This is a genomic window from Micromonospora sagamiensis (assembly GCF_014680085.1).
GTDB classification, from domain to species: Bacteria; Actinomycetota; Actinomycetes; order Mycobacteriales; family Micromonosporaceae; genus Micromonospora; species Micromonospora inyonensis.
In genome coordinates this window covers 1,957,169-1,981,212 of sequence record NZ_AP023438.1, presented here as the reverse complement: position 1 = coordinate 1,981,212, position 24,044 = coordinate 1,957,169, and the positions used below count along the sequence as shown (strand labels likewise).

The window sequence follows — 24,044 nt, the reverse complement described above, 5'->3', positions numbered from 1 at the left end:
ACGATCGGGGCGTGACGGCGACGATCCTGGACGGCAAGGCGACCGCAGCGGAGATCAAGGACGAGCTGCGAGTACGGGTCAAGGCACTGGCGGAGCGGGGTGTCACCCCGGGACTGGGCACGGTCCTGGTCGGCGCGGACCCGGGCTCCCAGGCGTACGTCAACGGCAAGCACCGCGACTGCGCGGAGGTGGGCATCGCCTCGATCCGGCGCGAGCTGCCGGCCGACGCCACCCAGGAGCAGGTGGACGCGGTCCTCGCCGAGCTGAACGCGGATCCGGCCTGCCACGGCTACATCGTCCAGTTGCCGCTGCCGGCCCACCTCGACACCCAGCGCGCGCTGGAGATGATCGACCCGGCCAAGGACGCCGACGGCCTGCACCCGGTCAACCTCGGTCGGCTGGTGCTCGGCTACGACGGGCCGCTGCCCTGCACCCCGCGCGGCATCGTGGAGCTGCTGCGGCGGCACGACGTGCCGCTGCGCGGGGCGAACGTCGCCGTGGTCGGCCGGGGCAACACGGTCGGCCGTCCGCTCGGCCTGCTGCTCACCCGCCGCAGCGAGAACGCCACCGTGACGCTCTGCCACACCGGCACCCTCGACCTGGCCGCGCACACCCGGGCCGCGGACATCGTGATCGTGGCCGCCGGGGTGCCCGGCCTGCTCACCGCCGACATGGTCCGGCCGGGTGCGGTGGTGGTCGACGTCGGCATCACCCGGGTGATCGGCGCGGACGGCAAGGGCCGCTACACCGGTGACGTCGACCCCGAGGTCGCCGGCACGGCCGGTGCCCTGGTCCCGATGCCCGGCGGGGTGGGGCCGATGACCCGGGCGATGCTGCTGACGAACGTGGTCGAGCGGGCCGAGCGGGAGACGGCGATCACGTCATAACCGTCCGACCCTGGCCTGTTCGGTGCCACGATGACTGATACGGTCCGGGAAACCGACTGGTAGCAGGGAGTGGGACGACCATGGGTAAGAAGGTCACTGTCGTCGGGGCCGGCTTCTACGGCTCCACCACCGCGCAGCGTCTGGCCGAGTACGACATCTTCGACACCGTCGTGATCACCGACATCGTCGAGGGGAAGCCCGCCGGGCTCGCCCTCGACCTCAACCAGTCGCGGGCGATCGAGGGCTTCGAGACCAAGATCATCGGTGCTACCACCGGCCCGAACGGTGAGGGCTACGAGGCGATCGAGGGTTCGGACGTCGTCGTGATCACCGCCGGTCTGCCCCGTAAGCCGGGCATGAGCCGGATGGACCTGCTGGAGACGAACGCCAAGATCGTCCGCCAGGTCTCCGAGAACGTCGCCCGCTTCGCCCCGAACGCCGTGGTCATCGTCGTCTCCAACCCGCTCGACGAGATGACCGCGCTGGCCCAGATCGCCACCGGGTTCCCCAAGAACCGGGTGCTCGGCCAGGCCGGCATGCTCGACACCGCCCGGTTCAGCAACTTCGTCGCCGAGGCGCTCGGCGTACCGGTGAAGTCGGTGAAGACCCTCACCCTGGGCTCGCACGGCGACACCATGGTCCCGGTCCCGTCGCGCAGCAGCGTCGACGGCAAGCCGCTGCGCGACGTGCTGCCGGCCGAGCAGATCGAGGAGCTGGTGGTCAAGACCCGTAACGGTGGGGCCGAGGTGGTCGCCCTGCTCAAGACCGGTTCGGCCTACTACGCCCCGTCGGCCGCCGCCGCCCGGATGGCCAAGGCGGTCGCCGAGGACTCCGGCGAGGTCATGCCGGTCTGCGCCTGGGTCGACGGCGAGTTCGGCATCTCCGGTGTCTACCTGGGCGTCGAGGCGGAGCTGGGCGCCGAGGGCGTGAAGCGGGTCGTCACCACCGAGCTGGACGACGACGAGCTGGCCAGCCTGAAGGAGGCCGCCGAGGCGGTCCGGGCCAAGCAGGCCGACGTCGCCAACATGTGACGTCCGACGCGGCCGTCCGGGTCCGGGACGCACCGACCGACCGTCGGCAAGTCCCGACCCGGGGCCGTGATCCGGCCGCCGCCGTTCCCGGTGCCCGGTCGACGCGCTGATCCTCCGGCCACCGTCGCGAGCCGACCTTCGATCGCCACGGCGGGCCGGAGGATCGTTGCTCGTGCGGCGGAGGTGGAGGGCCAGCTGCGAGGGACCGGGCAAGTTCCAGTACGCTCGTACTGCTTGAGCATGTGTCCCCCGAGAGGAGCGCCGGCCGATGGCGAAGATCAAGGTAAACAACCCGGTCGTGGAGCTCGACGGCGACGAGATGACCCGGATCATCTGGAAGCAGATCCGGGAGCAGCTGATCCTGCCCTACCTCGACGTCGACCTGCACTACTACGACCTTTCGATCCAGTACCGCGACGAGACCGACGACCAGGTCACCGTCGACGCCGCCAACGCCATCAAGGAGCACGGCGTCGGTGTCAAGTGCGCCACCATCACCCCCGACGAGGCCCGCGTCGAGGAGTTCGGCCTGAAGAAGATGTGGCGCTCGCCGAACGGCACCATCCGGAACATCCTCGGTGGCGTCGTCTTCCGCGAGCCGATCATCATGTCCAACGTGCCGCGGCTGGTGCCGGGCTGGACCAAGCCGATCATCATCGGCCGGCACGCCCACGGTGACCAGTACAAGGCCACCGACTTCGTCGTCCCCGGTCCGGGCACGGTGACCATCACCTACACCCCGACCGACGGCGGTGCCCCGGTCGAGATGGAGGTCGCCAACTTCACCGGCGGCGGCGTCGCGATGGGCATGTACAACTTCGACGAGTCGATCCGGGACTTCGCCCGTGCCTCGATGCGCTACGGCCTCGACCGCGGCTACCCGGTCTACCTGTCGACCAAGAACACCATCCTCAAGGCGTACGACGGCCGGTTCAAGGACATCTTCGCCGAGGTCTTCGAGAACGAGTTCAAGGCCGAGTTCGACGCCGCCGGTATCACCTACGAGCACCGGCTGATCGACGACATGGTCGCCGCCGCGCTGAAGTGGGAGGGCGGCTTCGTCTGGGCCTGCAAGAACTACGACGGTGACGTGCAGTCCGACACCGTGGCCCAGGGCTTCGGCTCGCTCGGCCTGATGACCTCGGTCCTGATGACCCCGGACGGCCGGACCGTCGAGGCGGAGGCCGCGCACGGCACCGTCACCCGGCACTACCGGCAGTGGCAGAAGGGCGAGAAGACCTCGACCAACCCGATCGCGTCGATCTTCGCCTGGACCCGGGGCCTGGCGCACCGGGGCAAGCTGGACGGCACGCCCGCGGTCACCGAGTTCGCCAACACCCTCGAGCAGGTCTGCATCGACACCGTCGAGGGCGGCCAGATGACCAAGGACCTCGCGCTGCTCATCTCGCGCGACGCCCCGTGGCTGACCACCGACGAGTTCATGAACGCCCTGGACGAGAACCTGGCGCGCCGCCTGGGCGCCTGATCGTTCCCGCCCGTCCCGGAGCCCGCCGGCCCAGCCGGCGGGTTCCGTGCGTCGATCCGGCCGGTGGGGCCGTCGTCCCACCGGTACCACGTGGCGGCAGCCCGCGCGGTGCCGCCGCGTCACCGGACGGGGCGTCCGGTCGTTGACAGGGTGGACGTGATGCCAGTCGCGTCCAGGAAGGTTGACCACGGTCGCATGCGGCACGTGAGCGCCGATCAGCCAGCCTTCCCGGCTGTCGCGTACAGCCAGCCGTCCCTTCCCAGCGGGGGGCCCTGTCCCGGGCCCCCCGCGCCCTGTCCCGGCCTCTTCCGCGCCCTTGTCCCGGCCTCTTCCGCCGGACCGCACGGCCCGGCAGCCGTGCCGCGGTACGGGCCGGCGGGCGGTGTCTCAGGCCTCGCGCAGCAACTGCGCGGCGCGCTCCGGGGCGACGTCGCTGATGAACACGCCCATCCCCGACTCCGTTCCGGCGAGGTACTTCAGTTTGTCCGCCGCCCGGCGGATGCTGAACAGCTGTAGGTGCAGGTGGGCCAGTTCGCGGTCGACGCGGACCGGGGCCTGGTGCCAGGCCGCGATGTACGGCATCGGCATGTCGAACAGCCCGTCGAAGCGGCGCAGCACGTCCAGGTAGAGCGGACCGAAGGCGTCCCGCTCCGCGTCGTCCAGCGCCGGGATGTCCGGCACCGGGCGGTGCGGGGCCAGGTGCACCTCGAACGGCCAGCGTGCCGCCGCCGGTACGTACGCCGTCCAGTGCTCGTTCGTCGCCACCACCCGTTCCCCGGCGGCCCGCTCGGCGGCGAGCACGTCGGCGTAGAGGTTGCCGCCGGTGCGCTCGGCGTGCCGGCGCGCGGCGGCCAGCATCGTCCGGGTCCGGGGCGTGACGAACGGGAACGCGTAGACCTGGCCGTGCGGGTGGTGCAGGGTCACCCCGATCTCCACGCCCCGGTTCTCGAAGCAGAAGACCTGCTCGACCCCGGGCAGCTCGGCGAGGGCGGCGGTCCGGTCGGCGAGCGCGTCGAGGACGGTCCGCACCCGGTCGGGGGGCAGGTCGACGAAGGCGGCGTGGTGGTCGTCGGTGAAGCAGACCACCTCGCAGCGGCCCAGCCCCGGCCGGATCTCGGTGAACGGGGTGACACCCGGCGGCTCGTCGGCGATCCGCTGGCTGAGCGCGGGGAAGCGGTTCTCGAAGACCACCACGTCGTACCCGGAGGCGGGGATCTCGCTGTGTCGGTCGCCCCGGGAGGGGCAGAGGGGGCACTGGTCGGCCGGGGGGAGGAAGGTCCGGGCCTGCCGGTGCACGGCGACCGCCACCCACTCGTCCAGCAGGGGGTCGTAGCGCAGCTGTGACGCGGGTGGGGGAGGGGGAAGCTCCCGGCGGTCGGGCTCGTCCCGGACGACGTCGTCCCGCTCGTCGAAGTAGATCAGCTCGCGGCCGTCGGCCAGCCTGGTGACCGTACGCTTCATGCCGGTGTCCCTTCTGCCGCCGCGCGGCCATCCGTCGACCGTTCCACGACGATCAGTTCCGCCACCTGTTCGGACAGCACCCGGCGACCCTCCTCGGGCAGCCGGTCGTCGACCACCACCACGTCCGCGCAGCCCAGCTCGCCGATCGAGCAGAGGCCGACCAGGCCCCACTTGGTGTGGTCGGCGAGCACCACCAGCCGGTCGGCGGAGGCCATCAGCGCCTGGTTGGTCTCCGCCTCCATCAGGTTCGGCGTGGTGAAGCCGGCCCGTTCGCTGATCCCGTGCACCCCGAGGAAGAGCACGTCCAGGTGCAGCGAGCGGATCGCCGCCACCGCCAGCGGCCCGACCAGCGCGTCCGAGGGCGTCCGTACACCGCCGGTGAGGATCACCGCCTGGTCCGACCGTCCGGCGGTGTGGAAGACCTCCGCCACCGGCAACGAGTTGGTCACCACGGTCAGTCCCGGCACGTCCACCAGACGCCGCGCCAGCGCGGCGGTGGTCGTACCGGCGGAGAGGGCCACGGCCGCGCCCGGGCGGACCAGCCGCGCGGTGTGCGCGGCGATCAGTGCCTTCTCGGCCGGCTGCCGCACCGACTTGGCGTCGAAGCCGGGTTCGTCGGCTGCCGACGGGTCGGCCACCGTCGCCCCGCCGTGCACCTTGGCCAGCAGGCCCTGGGCGGCCAGCGCGTCCAGGTCGCGACGGATGGTCATGTCGGAGACGCCGAACTCGGCGGCCAGCTCGCTGACCCGTACGCCGCCGGTCGCCCGGACCCGCTCCAGGATGGCCGCTTGTCGCTGCCGCGCCAGCATCGCCGACCTCCGCTTCCCGTGCCGTCGCTTCCGTTCGTGCGCTTCCCCGCCGTCGACGTTCTCGAACGTGTTCCAACAAAGATGAACATTAGCGCGACGAGGGCAGGGTACGGAAGCCGAGCCGGCCGGGGCGCGATGGGGCCGGGGCCGGCTCGGGTCGAAACGGGGCGGGGCGGGGCGGATCGAAACGGGGCGGAGCGGGGTCAGGCCGGCAACAGGCGGGGCTCGATCCACCCGGTCTCGGTCAGCAGGTGCAGCACCCGCTGCACCGCCTCCTCGATCGAGATGTCCGAGGTGTCCACCACCAGGTCCGCGTCGGTCGGCGCCTCGTACGGGTCGTCGACACCGGTCATCCCGGTGAGCAGCCCGGCCCGGGCCCGGGCGTAGAGGCCCTTGCGGTCCCGCTGCTCGCAGACCTCCAGCGGAGTGGCGACGTGGACCAGCACGAAACCCGCGCCGGCCGCCGCCGCCATCTCCCGGGCGGTCGCCCGCGCCTGGGCGTACGGGGCGATCGGACAGCAGATCGCCACCCCCCGGTGCCGGGCGATCTCGGCGGCGACCCAGCCGATCCGCCGTACGTTGAGGTCCCGGTCCGCCCGGCTGAACGTCAGGCCGGCGGAGAGTTCCCGCCGCACCACGTCGCCGTCGAGCAGGGTGATCGTCCGGTCCCCGGCCTCCCGCAGCGCGTCGGCCAGTCCGCTGGCGATCGTCGACTTGCCCGAACCGGAGAGCCCGGTCAGGAAGACCACCAGACCCCGGTGCCGCAGCGGCGGCCGGGCCCGGGTCAGTTCCTTCGCCACCGCCGGCGGGGTGTGCCATTCCGGCAGCGGGAAGCCCCGGTCCAGGTGGTCGTCGATCTCCTCCTGGGTGAGCGCCAGCCGCCGGTTGCGCGGGGGGATGTCGTCCCGCCAGCGCCACTGCCCGTCCCGGTTGTCGTAGGCCAGCTCCCGGGGCACCAGTACCCGCAGCCCGGCACCGGAGAGCGTCTCCTCGGTGGAGAGCAGGTGGGTCACCCCGTAGGCGGCGGAGACCCGGGCGCGCAGCAGCGCGTCGCTGATCTCGTCCCGCCGGCGGGCCAGCGGCACCGTGATCAGGGTCACCGGGGGCATCCGGTCCCGGGCGGCGAAGACCGCGCGGACCAGCGCCTCGGGCGGCAGGCCCCCGGTGGCCTCCTCGCCGACCGGGATCATCACCAGCAGGTGCGCGCCGAGCGTACGGGTCGCGTGCGCGATCTGGGCGAGCTGCGGCCGGTGCAGCGGCCGGTCGGCGATCACCCCGAGCACCCGCCCGGGAGGCAGCAGCGCCCGGACCTCCTCCGGGGTACGTCGCAGCCGCTGGAACGGGGCATGACCGCCGTCACCGAGCCGGTGGACGGGGCCACCCAGCCCGGCGGTGCCGTCCCGGCCGGACCAGACATCCTGCACGTCGAGCGCGGCGAGCGGGGCGCCCTCGCCGTCGGTGAGCACCAGCACCCGGCCCGCCGGATCGTCCGACCGCAGCCCCTCGGCCACCGCCGCCGGCACCTGGAGGGTCACCGGCACCGGCCAGGGCGTCCCGTCGGCGAGCCGGCCCCGACGACTGAGCGAGGTCAGATCGGCCCGCGTCATGAAGCCCGTCAGTGGCGCGTACGCCCCGCTGAGCAGCAGTTCCAGGTCGGCGAGTTCACCTGGACGCGGTGTGAACACCGGCGCGTCCCGGAGCACGTCGTCGGGCAGCACCCAGCCGTTGCTCATCACACCCCCCACTCGCTGACCGGCACACAGTTTCTCAGCCCACCGGCGATCGGTCGAGAGCGCCACCCACCATCGTGGCCCACGGATCAGCGCACGACGTCCAGCGGAGCCGCCCCGAACGAGACCGCGAACCGCTTGCACCAGACAGAGACGCTGGTCAGTCCGGTGAGGTCGGTGCCGGCGGGGATCCGGTACGCCTGGTCGCCCCGGTTTCCCTTCAACCGACCGAGTTCCACCCACCGGCCGTCGTCGAAGACCCGCCAGGCCGCCACGCCGGTGCGGACCGGTCGGTCGGTCAGCCACACCCGCAGGTCCGGTCCGTTCGAGGTGTCCAGGCCGACCAGTTCCAGGCGGTACGCCCCATCCGGCAACCGGACGATCCGGGCCCGGCCCGAGGTCTCGTGCTCGTGGGTGACGAAGCTTCCCTGACGTACCACGACGGGACCGGCCGGTGCCGCGGACGGTGACCCACCCGGCGTGCCCGCGGTCGACGGCGCGGGCGTGGTGGTCTGCACCGTGGCCAGGTTCTCCCGGACCTCGGTGTCGGTGACCAGCTTCCACGGCTGGAACCAGAACAGGCCCAGCGCCGCACCCGCGGCGAGGACGGTGACGGCGACCCAGGTCGCCGGAGTACGCCACAGGCGGAGGAACATGGGCGGGATTCTGCCCGAGCCGCCGCTCTGCCGACCACCGGCAACCGCCGGGGCGTCCGGAGGAACCACCGGCCGTCCCCTAGTGGAGGACGCCGCCGAGATCAGGGGCGCGCCGGGTGTCCCGGAGGTGCGTCGCCTCCCTAGGCTGGGCGACGTGACACTGCTCGCGACCGAGTCGCTGACCAAGACCTACGGCGGACGGGTCACGGCGCTGGCCGACCTGACCGTCGCGGTCGAACCGGGAATCGTCGGGCTGGTCGGTGCCAACGGCGCCGGCAAGTCCACCCTCATCAAGATCCTGCTGGGCCTGCTCGCCCCGACCAGCGGCCGGGTCCGGGTGCTCGGCCTCGACCCGACCAGCGACCCGGCCGGCGTCCGGGCCCGGGTCGGCTACATGCCCGAACACGACTGCCTCCCGCCCGACCTGTCCGCCGCCGAGTTCGTCACCCACCTCGGCCGGATCAGCGGGCTGCCCCGCACCGTGGCCCGGGAACGGGCCTCCGAGGCGCTGCGTCACGTCGGCCTCTACGAGGAGCGGTACCGGCCGGTCGGCGGCTACTCCACCGGCATGAAACAGCGGGTCAAACTGGCCCAGGCGCTGGTGCACGACCCGGACCTGCTCCTGCTCGACGAGCCGACCAACGGCCTGGACCCGGCCGGTCGGGACGCGATGCTCAATCTCGTCCACCGCATCGGCACCGAGTTCGGCATCTCCGTGGTGGTCTGCTCGCACCTGCTCGGCGAGGTCGAGCGGATCTGCGACACCCTGGTCGCCATCGACGGCGGGCGGCTGCTGCGCGCCGACCGGATCTCCGCGATGACCTCCGCGACCGACATCCTCGCCGTCGAGGTCAGCGAGGGTACGGAGCAACTCGCCGCCCGCCTCGCCGCGCTCGACCTGCCGGTGGGGCGGGACGGCCGGATGCTGCTCGTCCCGCTCGCCGACGAGGGGACCTACGACCTGATCCTCGGCGCGGTCGCCGAGCTGGACCTGCCGTTGCACCGGCTCGACCAGCGCCGGCATCGGGTGGCCGAACTCTTCGCACCGAGGGAGTCGATCAATGCCTGAGCCGACCGGGGTCATCCACGACATCGGCTACCAGCGCTACACCGGCCCCCGCCTCGGCCGCCGAGAGGTCTTCGGCGCGCTCTACGGGCACGGTCTGCGGACCGCGTTCGGCCTCGGCCGCAGCGCCAAGGCCAAGATCTTCCCCTGGCTGATCGTGGCGATCGTCGTCGTGGTCGCCGCCGGGGCGACCGCGGTACGTACCCAGATCGGCGAGGTCGTGCTGACGTACGCCCAGTTCGCCGACGCGATGAGCTGGCTGGTGATCTTCTTCGTCGCGGTGGTCGCGCCCGAGCTGGTCTCCCGGGACCTGCGCAGCGGCGTGCTTCCGCTCTACTTCTCCCGGCCGCTGCCCCGCTCCGACTACCCGCTGGCCAAGCTCGCCGCCCTGGTGACCGCGCTCTGGCTGCTGCTCGGCGCACCGCAACTGCTGATGTTCATCGGGGCCGCGTTCACCACCGGCAAGGGCTGGCGGGGTGCCTGGGACGAACTGCTCGACCTGCTGCCGGGGCTGCTCTACGCCGGGCTGTGGGCGGTGGTCTTCGCCTCGGTCGGGCTGCTGGTCGCCTCGCTCACCGGCAAGCGGGCGTTCGCCGCCGGTGGCGTGGTCGCGGTGTTCCTGATGACGACTCCGATCGTCGGCACGCTCCAGGTGATGCCGTCGAACACGGTCAACGAGCTGGCCTTCCTGGCGTCCCCGTCCACCCTGGTGCAGGCGATCGGCGGCTGGGCCCTCGGTGACCTGCTCTCCTCGCCCGGCGGCGGCTCGACCAACCTCCCGATCGGCGGATTCGGCCCGCTCTACGCCGTGGCCGCCGTGGTCCTGGTGGCCGCCTCCGTCGCGCTGCTGCTCGTCCGTTACCGGAAGGTCGCCTCCGCATGAGTGAACTGACCCTGGCCGGCGTCTCCCGCTGGTACGGCAACGTGGTGGCGGTCAACGACGTCACCATGTCCCTCGGCCCGAGGGTGACCGGCCTGCTCGGTCCGAACGGGGCCGGCAAGACCACCCTGCTGCACATGATGGCCGGGTTCCTGTCCCCGTCCCGCGGCACGGTCACCCTCGACGGCGCGCCCACCTGGCGTAACCCGGAGGTGTACCGGCGGCTCGGTCTGGTCAGCGAGCGCGAGGCGGTGCAGACCTTCCTCACCGCGTACGAGTTCGTCCTGGCCAGTGCCAAGCTGCACAAGCTGCCCGACCCGGAGGCGGCGGCCCGGCGGGCGATCGACCTCGTCGAGATGGAGAGCGCGCAGGGACGCCGGATCGGCACCTACTCCAAGGGCATGCGGCAACGCACCCGGGTGGCCGCCGCGCTGGTGCACGACCCGCAGGTGCTCCTGCTCGACGAGCCCTTCAACGGCATGGACCCGCGCCAGCGGCTGCACATGATGCAACTGCTGCACAACCTCGGCGACGCCGGCCGGACCATCCTGTTCAGCTCGCACATCCTGGAGGAGGTCGAGCAGGTCTCCGGCACCGTCCAGGTGATGGTGGCCGGGCGGCTGGCCGCCTCCGGCGACTTCCGCACCATCCGCCGGCTGATGACGAACCGGCCGCACGTCTTCGCGGTCCAGTCCACCGACGACCGGGCGCTGGCCGTGGCGCTGATGGGCGAGCCGTCGGTCAACGGGGTCGAACTGGACCGCTCCGGGTTGACCGTACGGGCGGGCGACTACGGGGCGTTCACCCGCGCGTTGCCCCGGATCGCGCTCGACCGGGGCATCCGGGTGCGGCGACTGCTGCCCGAGGACGAGTCCCTGGAGAGCGTCTTCTCCTACCTGGTGGAGGCATAACTGTGCGGGCGAGGAATGAACGAGCGCAGCGAGTGAGTCCCGCAGTCACGCACGGAAGAGGCTGACATGTCGACCGTCACCTGGATCACCGCCCGGGGCCTCTTCGGCCGCCGCCGGTTCCTGATGCTCATCCCGCTGCCGTTGATCGTGGTGGGGCTGGCGGTGCTCTCCCGGGCGCTCGGGGTCGACCCCGGCCAGTGGGGGCCGCCGGTGCTGGTCGGGCTGGGCCTGGCCGTGGTGCTGCCGGTGGTCGCCCTGATCGTCGGCACCGGCGTGCTCGGTGCCGAGATCGACGACGGCACCGTGGTGCACATCCTGACCAAGCCGCTGCCCCGCTGGCAGATCGTGCTGCCGAAACTCGGGGTGGCGGCCGTGGTCACCGCGGTCTCCTGCGCCGTGCCGCTCTACGTCGCGGGCGTGCTCGCCCACTCGGTCCGCTTCGGCCTGGCGCTGGCGCTCGCGTCGGCGGTCGGCGCGCTGGCGTACTCGGCCCTGTTCGTGGCGCTCAGCCTGGTCACCCGGCGACCGGTGCTGCTCGGCCTGGTCTACGTGCTGATCTGGGAGGGGCTGCTCGGCAACTTCGTCAGCGGCACCAAGGTGCTCTCCATCCAGCAGTACGTGATCGCGCTCGCCGACCGGATCGCCCCCACCGCACTGCTCTCCACCACGGTGTCCGTGCCGGTGTCGGCGGTGATGACCACGCTGGCCGTCCTCGGCTTCACCGCCCTGGCGGTCCGCCGTCTCCGCTCCTTCAGCGTCGCCGGCGAAACCAGCTGAGGCGGTAGCAGGGGACCCCTCCTCCTCGTCAGGTGGTAGCAGGGGTCCCCTGCTCATCAAAATGCGGTAACAGGGGTCCCCTGCTACCACCAAACACGCACCACCACCACCACCACCACCGCGTCAGAACGCGCAGGCGATGACGAGTTCGGTGGTGCGGTCGGGGACCGGGTCGAGGGTGGTGATCCGGCCGGCGGCACGCAGGTCGTCGGCGACCAGGGCGAGCTGGTCGAGGACGGCGGCCGGGGCGAGCGCCTCGGCCAGCGGCACCGGCGTCCGCATGGAAAGCTTCCGCTCCGACTTGGCCCGCCGCACCTGGCTCAGCGCGTCCCCGGCCAGCCGCAGCAGCGCCGGGTCACCGGTGCCCCGGACGGCCCGCTGGACCTCGTACGTGGTGGGCCAGGGCGCCCGGTGCACCGAGCCGTAGCGCCACCACGACCAGACCTCCTCGGTCACGTACGGCAGCACCGGGGCGAAGAGGCGCAACTGCACCGACAGTGCGGTGGCGAGCGCCGCGCGGGCCGAGTCCGCCCCGGGCCCGGTGCCGTAGGCGCGTTCCTTCACCAGTTCGATGTAGTCGTCGCAGAACCGCCAGAAGAACGCCTCGGTCGCCTGGAGGGCGGCCGTGTGGTCGTACCCGTCGAAGGCGGTGGTCGCCGTCGCGACCACGCCGGAGAGTTCGGCGAGCATGGCGGTGTCCAGCGGTTCCGTCGCCGGGGCGCGCAACGCGTCGGCGGCACCCAGCCCGAGGGCGAACTTCGACGCGTTGAGCAGCTTGGTGGCCAGCCGGCGTCCGATGCGGATCTGCGCCGGGTCGAAGGCCAGGTCCATGCCGGGCTTGCCGCTGGCCGCCCAGTACCGGACGGCGTCCGAGCCGTGCTCGGTCAGCAGCGCCATCGGGGTCACCACGTTCCCCTTGGACTTGGACATCTTCTTCCGGTCCGGGTCGAGGATCCAGCCGGAGAGGACCGCGTCCCGCCAGGGCAGCACCCCGTGCTCGGCGTGCGCGCGGACCACCGTGGAGAAGAGCCAGGTACGGATGATCTCCTGCCCCTGCGGGCGCAGGTCCATCGGGAAGACCCGGGCGAACAGGTCCGGGTCGGTCTCCCAGCCGCCGACGATCTGCGGGGTCAGCGACGAGGTGGCCCACGTGTCCAGTACGTCCGGGTCTCCGATGAAACCGCCCGGTCGATTGCGGTGCGACTCGTCGAAGCCGGGAGCCGGCTCACTGGACGGGTCGACCGGGAGCGCGGACTCATCCGGTGTGAGAGGCTGGGACCAGACCGGCTCGCCAGCGTCGTCGAGCCGGTACCACACCGGCACCGGCACGCCGAAGAACCGCTGCCGACTGACCAGCCAGTCGCCGGTCAGGCCGCCCACCCAGTGCTCGTAGCGGTGGCGCATGTGTGCCGGCACCCAGTTCAGCTCCGCGCCCCGGGCCAGCAGGTCCGCGCGGAGTTCCGCGTCCCGGCCGCCGTTGCGCAGGTACCACTGCCGGGTGGAGACGATCTCCAGCGGCCAGTCGCCCCGCTCGTAGAACTTCACCGGGTGGGTGATCGGGCGCGGCTCGCCGACCAGGTCACCCGCCTCGGTCAGCAGGTCCACCACCGCCCGGCGGGCACCGTTGACGGTCTGCCCGGCCAACGCCGCGTAGGGCCCGGCCGGCACCCCGTCCGGCGGCTCCGGCAGCAGCCGCCCGTCCCGGCCGACCACCACCCGGGTGTCCAGGTCCAGGTCACGCCACCAGGTCACGTCGGTCAGGTCGCCGAAGGTGCAGACCATGGCGACGCCGGTGCCCTTGGCCGGGTCCGCCAGCGGGTGCGCGCGCACCGGCACCTCGACCCCGAAGACCGGGGTACGCACCGACGCGCCGACCAGGTCGGCGTAGCGCTCGTCGTCCGGGTGGCAGACCAGGGCCACGCAGGCCGGCAGCAGCTCCGGCCGGGTGGTGTCGATCAGCACCTCCCGCCCGCCGGGGGCGTGGAACCGCAGCCGGTGGTACGCGCCCGGCCGCTCCCGGTCCTCCAGTTCCGCCTGGGCGACCGCGGTGGCGAAGCCGACGTCCCAGAGCGTCGGGGCCTCCGCCTGGTACGCCTCGCCGCGCGCCAGGTTGCGCAGGAACGCCCGCTGCGAGGTGGCCCGCGCCACCCGGCCGATCGTGGTGTACGTCAGCGACCAGTCCACCGACAGCCCGAGCCGCCGCCACAGCGCCTCGAAGACCTGCTCGTCGACGGCGGTCAGCGTCTCGCACAGTTCCACGAAGTTGCGCCGGGAGATCGGCGTCGGATCCCTGCGGGCCGCGTCGTCCACCGGGGCGTCCGGCGGCGTCCAGTCCGGGTCGTACGGCAGCGACGGGTCGCAGCGCACCCCGTACACGTTCTGCACCCGACGCTCGGTCGGCAGGCCGTTGTCGTCCCAGCCCATCGGGTAGAAGACCGCCTTGCCGCGCATCCGCTGGAACCGGGCCACCGTGTCGGTGTGCGTGTACGAGAAGACGTGTCCCATGTGCAGCTCGCCGGATACGGTCGGCGGCGGGGTGTCGATCGCGTATACGTCCGAACGCTCCTTCGAGCGGTCGAACGCGTACGTGCCCTCCTCCTGCCAGCGGCGCGCCCAGGTCTCCTCGATGCCGTCCAGGGTCGGACGCTCGGGGACTCCGGCGCGGGCCGTCCTCGCCGTATCAGTCATCGGTCGATCGTAGAACCGGCCGCCGCCGCGGCGCTCCGCGTTATCGGGCCGGCCCGGTCCCGTCGGCAGTTCGGCCCCGCAGGTCCGGCAGGTCGGCGGGGAGCGGGGGAGCGGCCACTGTGACAGCATCGGCGTTCGGACCCGGGGAGGCGTGTCATGGGCGACGGTTCGAGCATCCGACCGGCGGGCCCGGCGACGACCCGCCGGGTGCCGGTCGGCGTGGAAACGCTGGTCGCGGCGGTCGCGGCGGCTGCCGTCGGGGCGGTCTTCGTGGCCGCGCTCCCGTCCCTGGTGGTGTCGACCGGCTTCACCGACCTGGTCCCGGCCGCGCCGATCCGGGTCGGTGTGCTGGGCCCGGACGCGCTCGCGCTCGCTGCGGCGGTGACCCTGGCGCTGTACCGGGTGTCCGGCTGGCTGGTCGCCGTCGCCGGGCTGCTGCTGGCCACCGTCGCCGACCGGGCCGCGGACGCGGCGCTGCTGGTCCCGGTGGGCGCGCCCGCGCCGGGGCAGTTGGTGGCGCACCTCGGCGCGGCGGTCGGCGGGGGGTTGGCGCTCGGTGGGGTGCTGCTCGCGGTCGGCCAGGCCGCCCGTCCGGCACGCGCGCCGGTGGCCGTCGGGCTCGCCGTCGGCCTGGCCTGCCAACCGGCGTACGCGGCGGTGGTCCGCGCCGCCGTGGCGGAGCGCGGTCCGCTCCCGTCGTTCCCGGTGCAGCTCTGGCTGGCCCTCGGGTGCACCGTGGTCGCCGCGCTGCTCGCGTACCGGTCGCGGGGCGGCGCACCGCGGCCCGTGCCCGGTCCGCTGCGCTGGACGCCGGTGGTCGTGGTCGTCCTGGCCGGGCTCCTCGTGCTCGGCGGTCTCCTGGTGCGCTCGTGGGTGGTCCGGGCGTTCCGGGTCAGCCCGGACGGTCTCGCCGGGCCGCGCCGGGAGCAGGCCGTGGAGGCGTTCGCCCACCACTCGACCGTCGCCATCGCGGTGGTCGCGGGGCTGGCCCTGCTCTGGTACGCCCACCGCGCGGTCGGCCTGGTCGGGGCGCGCTGGGTGGTGCTCGGCTTCGCGGCGGCCCCGGTGAGCCTGGTGGCCTGGGCGCTCGACCTCGCCACCTCGCCCCGACGGGTGCTGCTGGTGGCGGTGACGGGACTCGTCGCGGTGTCGGCCGGTGCGCTGCTCGCGCGGCACGCGGCGCGGGTCCTGCCGTGGGACGCGCTCGGCGTCGCCGTGGCGGCCGTCGCGCTTCCCCTGGCCGCCCCGGCGGTACGCGCCGAGCTCCCCTCCGCGCTCACCGTCGGGCCGGTGCTCGCCGCCCTCGGGCTGGGCCTGGCCCTCGGGTTCGGGCTGACCTTCCCGGCCACCCGCGACCCCGACGAGGAGGACGGCAGCGGGTCCGTCGACCCCGGCACCGAACGGGGGTGGCTCCCGGCGGCGCTGGTGCTCGGCTTCGTCGCCTGGACGCTCACCGCCCAGGCGTTGTCACCGGTCGCGGTCCGGGCGCAGTTCCAGAACGTCCGGTCGGAGCCCGTGTTCACGCTGCCGGTGCTCGTCGGCACCGCCGCCCTGCTGCTGGCGCTCCTCTTCGCCTTCGGCCGGTTGGTCGACCGCCTCCGGAACCTGCACGCCCCGACCCGCCCGGACACCCCGACCACACCTGGCATCCCCGGCTGATCCACTCCCGGGAGCGGAGACCGGACCGGGGCGGTCGGGCCCGGGCGGCTCAGGCCAGGGAGTCGCGCCACTGCCGGTGCAGGGCGGCGTACCGGCCACCGTCGCTGACCAGGTCGGCGGGGGTGCCGTCCTCGACGATCCGGCCCGCGTCGAGCACCAGCACCCGGTCGGCGATCCGGACCGTGGAGAGCCGGTGCGCGATCACCAGCGCGGTCCGGTCGCGCAGGATGGTGCCGAGCGCGTGCTGCACCACCCGTTCGGTGGGCACGTCCAGGCACGAGGTCGCCTCGTCGAGGATCAGCACCCTCGGGTCGGCCAGGAACGCCCGGGCGAACGCGACGAGCTGCCGTTGCCCGGCGGAGAGCCGTCCACCGCGCCGGTGCACCTCGGTGGCGTACCCGTCGGGGAGCGCGGCGATGAAGTCGTGCGCCCCGACCGCCCGCGCGGCCGCCCGCACCGCCGCGTCGTCCGCGTCCGGGCGGCCGAACCGGATGTTCTCCGCCACCGTCCCTGCGAACAGGTGGTTCTCCTGGGTGACCAGCACCACCGTCCGGCGCAGGTCGGCGTCGGACGTGTCGCGCAGGTCCACCCCGTCCAGGCTGACCGAGCCGGCGTCCGGATCGTGGAAGCGGGCGAGCAGCTTCGCCACCGTGGACTTGCCCGCCCCGGTCGCCCCGACCAGGGCGACGGTCTGGCCGGCCGGCACCTCCAGGTCGAGGTCGGTGAGGACCGGTGTCCCCGTCCGGTAGCCGAAGCTCACCGAGCGGAACCGCACCGCGCCCCGGACCCCGCCGGCCGGCAGCGGTCGGGGACGCGTCGGCTCCGCCACCTCGGGCCGCTCGTCGAGCACCCCGGCGAGCTTCTCCAGCCCCGCCGTGGCGGACTGCAACGCGTTGTAGAACTGGCTCAGCTCCTGCATGGGCTCGAAGAAGCGGCGCAGGTAGAGCAGGAACGCGGCGAGTACGCCGAGCTCGAGCCGGCCGCCGAGCACCCGCCACCCGCCGTAGGTCAGCACCCCCGCCACCGTGACGTTGCCGACCAGCTTGATGCCCGGCGAGTACACCGCGATCAACTGGAACGCGTGCACGCTGGAGCGTCGGTAGTCGTCGTTCACCGCCTCGAAGATGCGCTGGTTGCGGGCCTCCCGCCGGTACGCCTGCACGGCCCGGATCCCGCGCAGCGACTCCACCAGGTGGACGATCACCAGCGTCGCCGCCTCCCGGGTGCGCCGGTACGCGGCGGTCGACGCCCGCGCGAACCAGCGGGACAGCCAGAACAGCAGTGGGAAGGCGAGCAGGGTCACCGCAGCCAGCGGCGGATCCAGCCAGAGCAGTACGCCGGCCACCGACAGGATCGACAGCACGGCGAGTACGAGACTGTCCACACCCCCGTCGAGCAGCTCCGCGATCGAGTCCAGATCGCTGGTGAGCCGGGAGACCATCCGTCCCGAGGTGTACCGCTCGTGGAAGGCCACGGGCAGGCGCAGGAAGTGCCCGTACACCCGCTGGCGCAGGTCGAGCAGGACGGCCTGGCCGATCCGCGCGGAGAGGGTGAGGAAGCCGCGCTTGCTCGCGTACTCGACGACGGCGGCCACCCCGAAGGCCGCCGCGACGGTCACCAGCGGTCCCGGGTCGTCGGCGCGCAGCGGCCCGATCGCGTGGTCGATGCCGTACATCACCAGGAACGGTCCGGCCAGGCCGGCGGCGTTCTGCGCCAGCAGCAGCGAGACGGCCAGCGCGAGCCGGCCCCGGTGCGGCCGCAGCAGGTCTCCCAGGAGGGCCCGGCTGCGGGCCCGGAGCCGGGCGACCGCCTCCGGGCCGTCCTCCTCGGCCCGGCTCCGGTCGGCGTCCGGATCGGTGCCGCGCCCCCGCCAACGTCCCAGGTCCACCGGCTCCGCTCCGGCGGTCCGCTCTGCTGCGGCCGGCTGTTCCGCTCCGGCGGTCCGCTCCGCTCCGGTGATGTGCTCTGCCCCGGCCGGCTGTGCCGTTCCGGTGGTGCGGTGCGTTCCGACCGGCTGCTCCGTCCGCACGGGTTCCGGGGCCGTCACGGGGAGACCGCCCGGTCCACCGGCTCCGCCCCGGCCGCGAGCCCGACCAACCCGCCGCCCGCCACCACGATCGGCCGCTCCTCCACCGTCGTCGTTCGCGCGGTCGTCGGTCCGTCCGGCGGGACGGCTGTCGTCCGGGCCGCCGCCGTCGGTCCCTCCGCCGCGACCGTCGCCTGCGCCGCGACCGTTGGCGGCGCCGCGACCGTTGGCGGCGCTGTTGTCGTCGGCTCCGGGCAGAGCAGCGCACGGTACGCCGGCTCGGTCGAGAGCAGTTCGGCATGGGTGCCGACGGCGGTGATCCGCCCCCGGTCGAGCAGGGCCACCCGGTCGGCCAGGGCGACCGTCGAGGGGCGGTGCGCCACCAGCAGTGCCGTGGTGTCCCGTAGCACCCGGCGCAGCGCCTGCTCGACCAGCGCCTCGGTGTGCACGTCCAGCGCGGAGAGCGGGTCGTCCAGCACCAGCACGGCCGGGCGGCCGAGCACCGCCCGGGCCAGGGCGAGCCGCTGCCGCTGCCCACCGGAGAGGGAGAGCCCCTGTTCGCCGACCCGGGTGGACAGTCCCCACGGCAGGTCGTACGCGAAGTCGGCCTGCGCCAGCGCGAGCGCCGCGTGCACCTCGTCGGCGTCGGCGTCGGGATGGCCGAGGGTGAGGTTCTCCCAGACCGACATGCTGAACAGGGCCGGCTCCTCGAAGGCCACCCCGACCAACCGGCGTAGCGAGGCGAGTCGCAGGTCTCGCAGGTCGCGCCCGTCCAGGGTGATCCGTCCGGTCCCCACCTCGTGCAGCCGGGGGACGAGGGAGAGCAGCGTGCTCTTGCCCGAGCCGGTCGCGCCGACCAGGGCGAGCGTCTCGCCCGGTTCGACGGTCAACTCGACGTCCCGCAGCACCGGGGCTGCGCTGCCCGGGTAACCGAAGCCGACCCGCTCGAAGCGCAGCCGTCCGCGTACCTCGTTGCGGGCCGGCGCCACCGCGTACGGCCGGTCCGTGATCGCCGGTGGGGTGTCCAGCACCTCCTGGATCCGGTCGGCGGCGGTCGCCGCCTCCTGCCCGTTGGCGATGATCCAACCCAGCGAGTTGACCGGCCAGATCAGCATCAGTTGCAGGCTGACGAAGGCGACCAGCTCGCCGACGGTGAGGGTGCCCCGCGCGGCGGCGGCCACCCCGGTGACCAGCACCACGCCCAGGGTCAGGTTCGGCACCAGGTCGAACAGGGCCGAGGTGCGGGCCAGTAGCCGGCTCTTACCGACGGCGGTGTCGTGTAGGGCCCGTGCGCCGGCCCCGAACCGGGTGGCCAGCTCCGGTCCCCGGCCGAACGCGCGGGCCGTCCGGATCCCCTGGGCGGTCTCCTCGACCAGCGTCGCGACGTCGCCCTGCTGGTCGCGCATCCGGCGGGCAGCGGCGTGGTACGCGCGGGCGAACCGGCGGCTGATCAGGAACAGCGGTACGGCGCTCGCCGCGACCAGCAGCCCGAGTGGTGGGTGCAGCCGGAGCAGCAGCACCACCACGGCCAGGTAGGTGACCAGGTTGAGAATCAGGAAGAGCAGCCCGAAGGAGAGGAAGCGGCGGATCATCGACAGGTCGCCGGTGGCGCGCGCGATGAGCTGACCGGACTGCCACCGGTCGTGGAAGCTCGCCGGCAGGCGTTGCAGGTGGGCGTAGAGGTCGGCTCGGATGGCCGCCTCCATGCCCACCGACGACGACGTCTGGGTCCACCGTCGAACGAAGATCAACACCGCCTCGACCAGGCCGAGCAGCAGGACAAGCGTGCCGAGCTGCACGAGCCCGGCCGGGTCGCGTCGGGCCAGCGGGCCGTCGACCACCCGCTGGACCAGCAGAGGCACGGCGAGGCCGGCTGCGGTGGCCGTCAGCCCGGCGACCAGCAGCCAGCAGAACTCGCTGACGTGCGGGCGCAGGTAGCCGCGCAGCCGCCACAGGTTGTGCATGCTCCCCCTGGTGGCGGGAACGCGGTCACCGTCCGCAGCCACTCCCCGACGGTATCGGTAAACGTGACTTCCATGACGGTCAACTTGCCGTCAACCGCCGCTCGTGACCGAGAAGCCACTTTTTCACGTCCAGCCCCCATCGGTAGCCGCCGAGGCTCCCGTCGGTGCGCAGCACCCGGTGGCAGGGGACGAAGAGGGCGGCGGCGTTGCGCGCGCAGGCCGCCGCCGCCGCGCGTACCGCCGCCGGGCGGCCGGCGAGTGCCGCGTACGCGGTGTACGTGACCGGGTCGCCGGGCTTGACGTCGCGCAGCACCTGCCAGGCGTGCGCCATGAAGACCCCGCCGGTGTGCTGCTCGACCGGCACCGTGTCGATCGCGGCGAGGTCCCCGTCGAGGTAGGCGGCCACGGCCACGGTCACCGCCCCCAACTCGGGCCGGCTGCGCAGGTCCCCGCGCAGGGTCGGGTGGACCAGGCCGAGCAGCCCGTCCAGGTCACTGGTGAACCCGGCGGCCCGGACCGCCCCGTCGGGCGTGACCAGGACACTGAACGGTCCGGCCGGGGTGTCCACCGTGCTGCTGTCGATCGTGCTCGTTCCGGTCATGCTGCTGCTCTCCAGAGTCGGACCACCGCGTACGAACGCCAGGGGCGCCAGCGTTCGGCGTACGCGTCGAGGGTCAACGGGTCGTCGGGAAGGCCGAGGGCGCGGGCGCCCCGGCGGACCGCGAGGTCGGTGGGAAGGAAGACGTCCGGGTCGCCGAGCCCACGCATGGCGACGTAACCGGCGGTCCAGGGGCCGATCCCCGGCAACGCCAGCAGCTGCCGGCGGGTCTGGGACCACTCCCCGTCCAGGGGCACTTCCCCATCGGCCACCGACCGCGCGAGCGCCCGGATCGCCTCCCGCCGCCCCGTCGGCCCCCGGAACCCCTCGTCCGGAACCGCCGCCACCTCCCGCGCCCCCGGAAACCCGCGCAGCCAGTCCCGTCGGGGGTGCTCCCCGGGACCGGCATCCCGGCCGATCCCACGATCGACGGGAGGAAAGTCGGGCGGGCAGTGGGTGAGGAGGAGGGAGAGGAGCGGGCGGGCACTGCGGAGTGAGATCTGCTGGGTGAGGATGGCGCGCACGGCCGCCTCGAAGGGGTCGTCCGGGGTACGGGGGAGTCGGACGCCGGGCTCCGCCGCGACCGGTCCGGCCAGGGCCGGGTCCGCCGCCAGGGTGGCGTCGACCGCCACCGGATCGGCGTCCAGGTCCAGCAGGCGGCGGCAGCGGGCCACCGCCGGGGCGAGGTCGCGCAGGTCGGCCAGGCGGAGCGTGGCCGAGACGTACCCGGCCGTCGGGGTCAGCGCCACCTCGCCGGGACCGTGCGGGAGGGACAACCCCCGGTGGTACGTCCCGTCGTGCACCTCCTCGACGCCGGGGACCGCCCGCAGGGCCAGGAACTCCAGCAGGGACTCGACGTGCAGGGGCGGCCGGTACGCCAGCCGTACCGTGATGGTGCCCGCGCCCCCGGCCACCGGCCCCCGCCCCCGGGTGGCGCGCAACTCGGACGGGGCGAGTGCGAAGACCTCGCGTACCGTGTCGTTGAACTGCCGGACGCTGCCGAACCCGGCGGCGAAGGCGATCTCCGCCATGCCCAGCCCGGTGGTCTCGATCAGCACCCGGGCGGTCTGCGCGCGTTGCGCACGGGCCAGGGCCAGCGGGCCGGCACCCAGTTCGGCGCGGAGCATCCGGTGCAGGTGCCGTTCGGTGTAGCCGAGTCGCGCGGCCAGTCCGGGTACGCCGTCCCGGTCGACCACCCCGTCGGCGATCAGGCGCATCGCCCGCCCCACCACGTCGGCCCGGACGTCCCACTCCGGCGAGCCGGGCGCGGCGTCGGGCCGGCACCGGCGACAGGCGCGCAGTCCGGCGCCCTGGGCGGCGGCGGCCGACGGGAAGAACCGGACGTTCTCCCGTTTCGGCGTCATCGCCGGGCAGGACGGCCGGCAGTAGATCCCGGTCGAGGTCACGCCGGTGTAGAACCAGCCGTCGAACCGCTGGTCACGGCTGTCGACCGCCCGATAGCACCGCTCGAAATCCAGCTCCACGCCACCGATCCTGCCCCGCCGACCGGCCCGCCGGCTCGCGGAAAACGGACCTGGCCCACCTCACTTTGTTTGCAGGGGCACCTTGTTACCGCTTTTTGTCGTGCAGGGTGCCCCTGCAAACCCTTCGGGGTGCCGGGGCGAACCCCTTCGGGCCTGCCGGCGCGGAAAGTGTCGGAGGGGGCGGGTACCGTCCGGGGCCAACTCAAGAAGGGGTGCGTCGATGGGGAGCGTGGCCGGGCCGGGACGGGTGGAGGCGTGGTCGGCGCGACCCGGGCTCGATCGGGCGGTGGTGCAGGGGTTCTACGACCGGATGCGGGCGGTCGCCCCGGCGGCGGTCGGCGCGATCGAGCGGGACCGCGCCGGCGATCCGGGTCGCAGGTTCGCCGACACCGCCTGTGGCCGACTCGTCCGGTCGCTCGACGATGCCGGGCTGCGGGCGTTGGGCATGTGGACGCACCACTGGTGCCTGCGGTTCTACGACGACGACACCCGGGTCGGTCGCCGGCTGATCGGGGAGATCGCCGGTCGTGCCGGGCTCGGCTGGACGGTCGACGAGGTGCGCTGGATGCTCGGCGAGTCGTACGCCGCCCCGCCCACCGTCGGTGACCGGTTCGCCCTGCCCAGGTCCGCTGCCGGTGAGCTGGACGCGGCCGACCTGCCGGAGTTCGACGCCGGCCCGCCAGGCGCGCCAACCGGATACGACGCCGTGGGCCGCGTGGCCGCCGGAAGCTGAGTGGCCGCCGGAAGCTGAGTGGCTGCCGGAGGCCGCGTGGTCGCCGGAGGCTGAGTGGCCGCCGGAGGCCGCGTGGCTGCCGGAGGCTGATTGGCCGCCGGAAGCTGACCAGCGGAGGAGACCGAGGGTCGGCCACCGGCAGGGACCGGGCAGCCGAGTGGTGGGGGAGCCGGGGTCTGACCACCGGAGGATGCCGGGGGCCGGGCACCGGGGCGTGGGGCGAGTTGCCCGGCGACGGTGGCGGCGACGGCGACGGCGAACCCGGCCTGTTGCACCGGGGTGAGCGCCTGGTCCAGCACGAGCCAGCCCAGCACGGCGGCGGTGAGTGGGCTCAACGCACCGAGCAGGGAGACCTGGGTGACCGCGAGCCGGGCCGCGCCCCGGAACCACAGCGCGTACGCCAGCGCCGTCCCGACCAACCCCAGCCAGATGTAGCCGAGCACGGCCGGGGCGTCCGGGACCGGTGGTGGGCCCTCGTCGACCAGGGCGAGAGGCGCCACCAGCAGTCCGCCCACGGTGAGCTGCCAGGCGGTGACGGCGAGGGTGCCGACGCCGGCCGGGCGTCCCCAGCGGCGGGTGAGGACGAGGCCGGTGCCCATCGCCAGGGTGGCGGTCAGCCCGGCGGCCACCCCCAGCGGGTCCAGCGCGGCGTCGGGGCGGAGCACCACCAGGGCCACCCCGAGCGGCGCGGCGACGGCGGCGACCAGCGCCCGGGGTCGGGGGCGCTCACCCAGGACCAGGACGGTCAGTCCGGCGACCAGGAGCGGCTGGACGGTGCCCAGCACGGCGGCGGTGCCGCCGGGCAGGTGGTACGCCGAGTAGAAGAGCAACGGGAAGAACGCGCCGATGTTCAGGGCACCGAGCACCGCCGAGCGCCACCACCACGATCCGTGCGGCAGTTGACGGGTGACGGCGAGCAGGAGCAGTCCGGCGGGGAGGGCGCGTAGCGTCCCGGACCACAGCGGCCGGTCCGGTGGCAGCAGTTCGGTGGTGACCAGGTAGGTCGTGCCCCAGGCGGCGGGGGCGAGGGCGGTCAGGGCGGTGTCGGTCCAGCGGCGGATCATCGGAAATTCCTCTCATCGGCAAGTAGCTTACCGCTAAGATACTTGCTGGTGAGATTGATGCGGGACGCGGCACCACTGGGTCGGCCGGCAGGGCCGCCCGGCGCGTGGCCGACGGCGGGCGCCGGGGAGAATCC

Annotated in this window: 17 protein-coding genes and 2 pseudogenes; 9 read left to right on the top strand and 10 right to left on the bottom strand. The window is 73.4% G+C overall.

What is annotated here, in order from left to right; translation table 11 throughout:
- The first annotated feature begins 11 nt into the window (after positions 1 to 11).
- The 3 genes from IGA62_RS08180 to IGA62_RS08170 all read left to right on the top strand — a co-directional run bounded on the left by IGA62_RS08180 (position 12) and on the right by IGA62_RS08170 (position 3,404).
- Positions 12 to 887, top strand: a complete 876-nt coding sequence (locus IGA62_RS08180) for a bifunctional methylenetetrahydrofolate dehydrogenase/methenyltetrahydrofolate cyclohydrolase (protein WP_145815552.1) — start codon at positions 12 to 14, stop codon at positions 885 to 887.
- Between the two features lie 80 nt (positions 888 to 967).
- Positions 968 to 1,918 (top strand): malate dehydrogenase, encoded by a 951-nt coding sequence (mdh, locus tag IGA62_RS08175; protein WP_145815553.1) that lies wholly within the window; start codon positions 968 to 970, stop codon positions 1,916 to 1,918.
- A gap of 268 nt (positions 1,919 to 2,186) precedes the next feature.
- The gene (locus IGA62_RS08170) at positions 2,187 to 3,404 is read left to right on the top strand and encodes an NADP-dependent isocitrate dehydrogenase (RefSeq protein ID WP_091451550.1); all 1,218 of its coding nucleotides are present in this window, start codon (positions 2,187 to 2,189) and stop codon (positions 3,402 to 3,404) included.
- A 387-nt stretch (positions 3,405 to 3,791) separates the two neighbouring features.
- On the opposite strand, the gene galT is transcribed toward IGA62_RS08170, so the two are convergent.
- The 4 genes from galT to IGA62_RS08150 all read right to left on the bottom strand — a co-directional run bounded on the left by galT (position 3,792) and on the right by IGA62_RS08150 (position 8,060).
- On the bottom strand, positions 3,792 to 4,865 hold the full coding sequence (galT, locus tag IGA62_RS08165) for a galactose-1-phosphate uridylyltransferase (protein WP_145815554.1): 1,074 nt from the start codon (positions 4,863 to 4,865) through the stop codon (positions 3,792 to 3,794).
- The gene (locus IGA62_RS08160) at positions 4,862 to 5,674 is read right to left on the bottom strand and encodes a DeoR/GlpR family DNA-binding transcription regulator (RefSeq protein ID WP_145815555.1); all 813 of its coding nucleotides are present in this window, start codon (positions 5,672 to 5,674) and stop codon (positions 4,862 to 4,864) included. The genes galT and IGA62_RS08160 overlap by 4 nt, the downstream gene beginning before the upstream one ends.
- A gap of 203 nt (positions 5,675 to 5,877) precedes the next feature.
- A complete protein-coding gene (cysC, locus tag IGA62_RS08155) occupies positions 5,878 to 7,407 on the bottom strand; it encodes an adenylyl-sulfate kinase (RefSeq protein ID WP_145815556.1) in 1,530 nt (509 codons plus the stop codon).
- Positions 7,408 to 7,493: 86 nt separating this feature from the next.
- A complete protein-coding gene (locus IGA62_RS08150; RefSeq protein ID WP_145815557.1) occupies positions 7,494 to 8,060 on the bottom strand; it encodes a DM13 domain-containing protein in 567 nt (188 codons plus the stop codon).
- Between the two features lie 154 nt (positions 8,061 to 8,214).
- On the opposite strand from IGA62_RS08150, the gene IGA62_RS08145 reads away from it, so the two are divergent.
- The 4 genes from IGA62_RS08145 (at position 8,215) to IGA62_RS08130 (ending at position 11,694) form a co-directional block, all read left to right on the top strand.
- On the top strand, positions 8,215 to 9,129 hold the full coding sequence (locus IGA62_RS08145; RefSeq protein WP_145815558.1) for an ABC transporter ATP-binding protein: 915 nt from the start codon (positions 8,215 to 8,217) through the stop codon (positions 9,127 to 9,129).
- A complete protein-coding gene (locus IGA62_RS08140) occupies positions 9,122 to 10,009 on the top strand; it encodes an ABC transporter permease (protein WP_145815559.1) in 888 nt (295 codons plus the stop codon). Before IGA62_RS08145 ends, IGA62_RS08140 begins: the two co-directional genes overlap by 8 nt.
- On the top strand, positions 10,006 to 10,917 hold the full coding sequence (locus IGA62_RS08135) for an ABC transporter ATP-binding protein (protein ID WP_145815560.1): 912 nt from the start codon (positions 10,006 to 10,008) through the stop codon (positions 10,915 to 10,917). Before IGA62_RS08140 ends, IGA62_RS08135 begins: the two co-directional genes overlap by 4 nt.
- A 66-nt stretch (positions 10,918 to 10,983) precedes the next feature.
- Positions 10,984 to 11,694 (top strand): ABC transporter permease, encoded by a 711-nt coding sequence (locus IGA62_RS08130; RefSeq protein ID WP_091451527.1) that lies wholly within the window; start codon positions 10,984 to 10,986, stop codon positions 11,692 to 11,694.
- 123 nt (positions 11,695 to 11,817) lie between these two features.
- On the opposite strand, the gene valS is transcribed toward IGA62_RS08130, so the two are convergent.
- Positions 11,818 to 14,382, bottom strand: a complete 2,565-nt coding sequence (gene valS, locus IGA62_RS08125; RefSeq protein WP_145815561.1) for a valine--tRNA ligase — start codon at positions 14,380 to 14,382, stop codon at positions 11,818 to 11,820.
- A 156-nt stretch (positions 14,383 to 14,538) separates the two neighbouring features.
- Here valS and IGA62_RS08120 point away from each other — a divergent pair, with 156 nt between their 5' ends.
- Complete coding sequence (locus tag IGA62_RS08120; protein ID WP_145815562.1) at positions 14,539 to 16,041, top strand: hypothetical protein; 1,503 nt, start codon at positions 14,539 to 14,541, stop codon at positions 16,039 to 16,041.
- Positions 16,042 to 16,090: 49 nt separating this feature from the next.
- Here IGA62_RS08120 and IGA62_RS08115 read toward each other — a convergent pair whose 3' ends face one another.
- The 4 genes and pseudogenes from IGA62_RS08115 to IGA62_RS08100 form a co-directional block, all read right to left on the bottom strand.
- Entirely contained in the window at positions 16,091 to 17,929 is a 1,839-nt protein-coding gene (locus IGA62_RS08115; protein WP_145815563.1) for an ABC transporter ATP-binding protein, read from the bottom strand.
- Positions 17,930 to 18,312: 383 nt separating this feature from the next.
- Positions 18,313 to 20,031 (bottom strand): annotated as a pseudogene (locus IGA62_RS08110) (ABC transporter ATP-binding protein); the annotation flags it as partial.
- A 79-nt stretch (positions 20,032 to 20,110) separates the two neighbouring features.
- On the bottom strand, positions 20,111 to 20,632 hold the full coding sequence (locus IGA62_RS08105; protein WP_145815564.1) for a methylated-DNA--[protein]-cysteine S-methyltransferase: 522 nt from the start codon (positions 20,630 to 20,632) through the stop codon (positions 20,111 to 20,113).
- Positions 20,629 to 22,113: an AlkA N-terminal domain-containing protein gene (locus IGA62_RS08100; RefSeq protein WP_145815565.1), complete on the bottom strand. Its 1,485-nt coding sequence runs from the start codon at positions 22,111 to 22,113 to the stop codon at positions 20,629 to 20,631. The genes IGA62_RS08105 and IGA62_RS08100 overlap by 4 nt, the downstream gene beginning before the upstream one ends.
- A gap of 220 nt (positions 22,114 to 22,333) precedes the next feature.
- On the opposite strand from IGA62_RS08100, the gene IGA62_RS29960 reads away from it, so the two are divergent.
- On the top strand, positions 22,334 to 22,846 hold the full coding sequence (locus IGA62_RS29960; RefSeq protein WP_232624926.1) for a hypothetical protein: 513 nt from the start codon (positions 22,334 to 22,336) through the stop codon (positions 22,844 to 22,846).
- Positions 22,847 to 23,091: 245 nt separating this feature from the next.
- Here IGA62_RS29960 and IGA62_RS29955 read toward each other — a convergent pair.
- Positions 23,092 to 23,910: pseudogene (locus IGA62_RS29955) on the bottom strand (EamA family transporter); the annotation flags it as partial.
- Between the last annotated feature and the right edge of the window lie 134 nt (positions 23,911 to 24,044).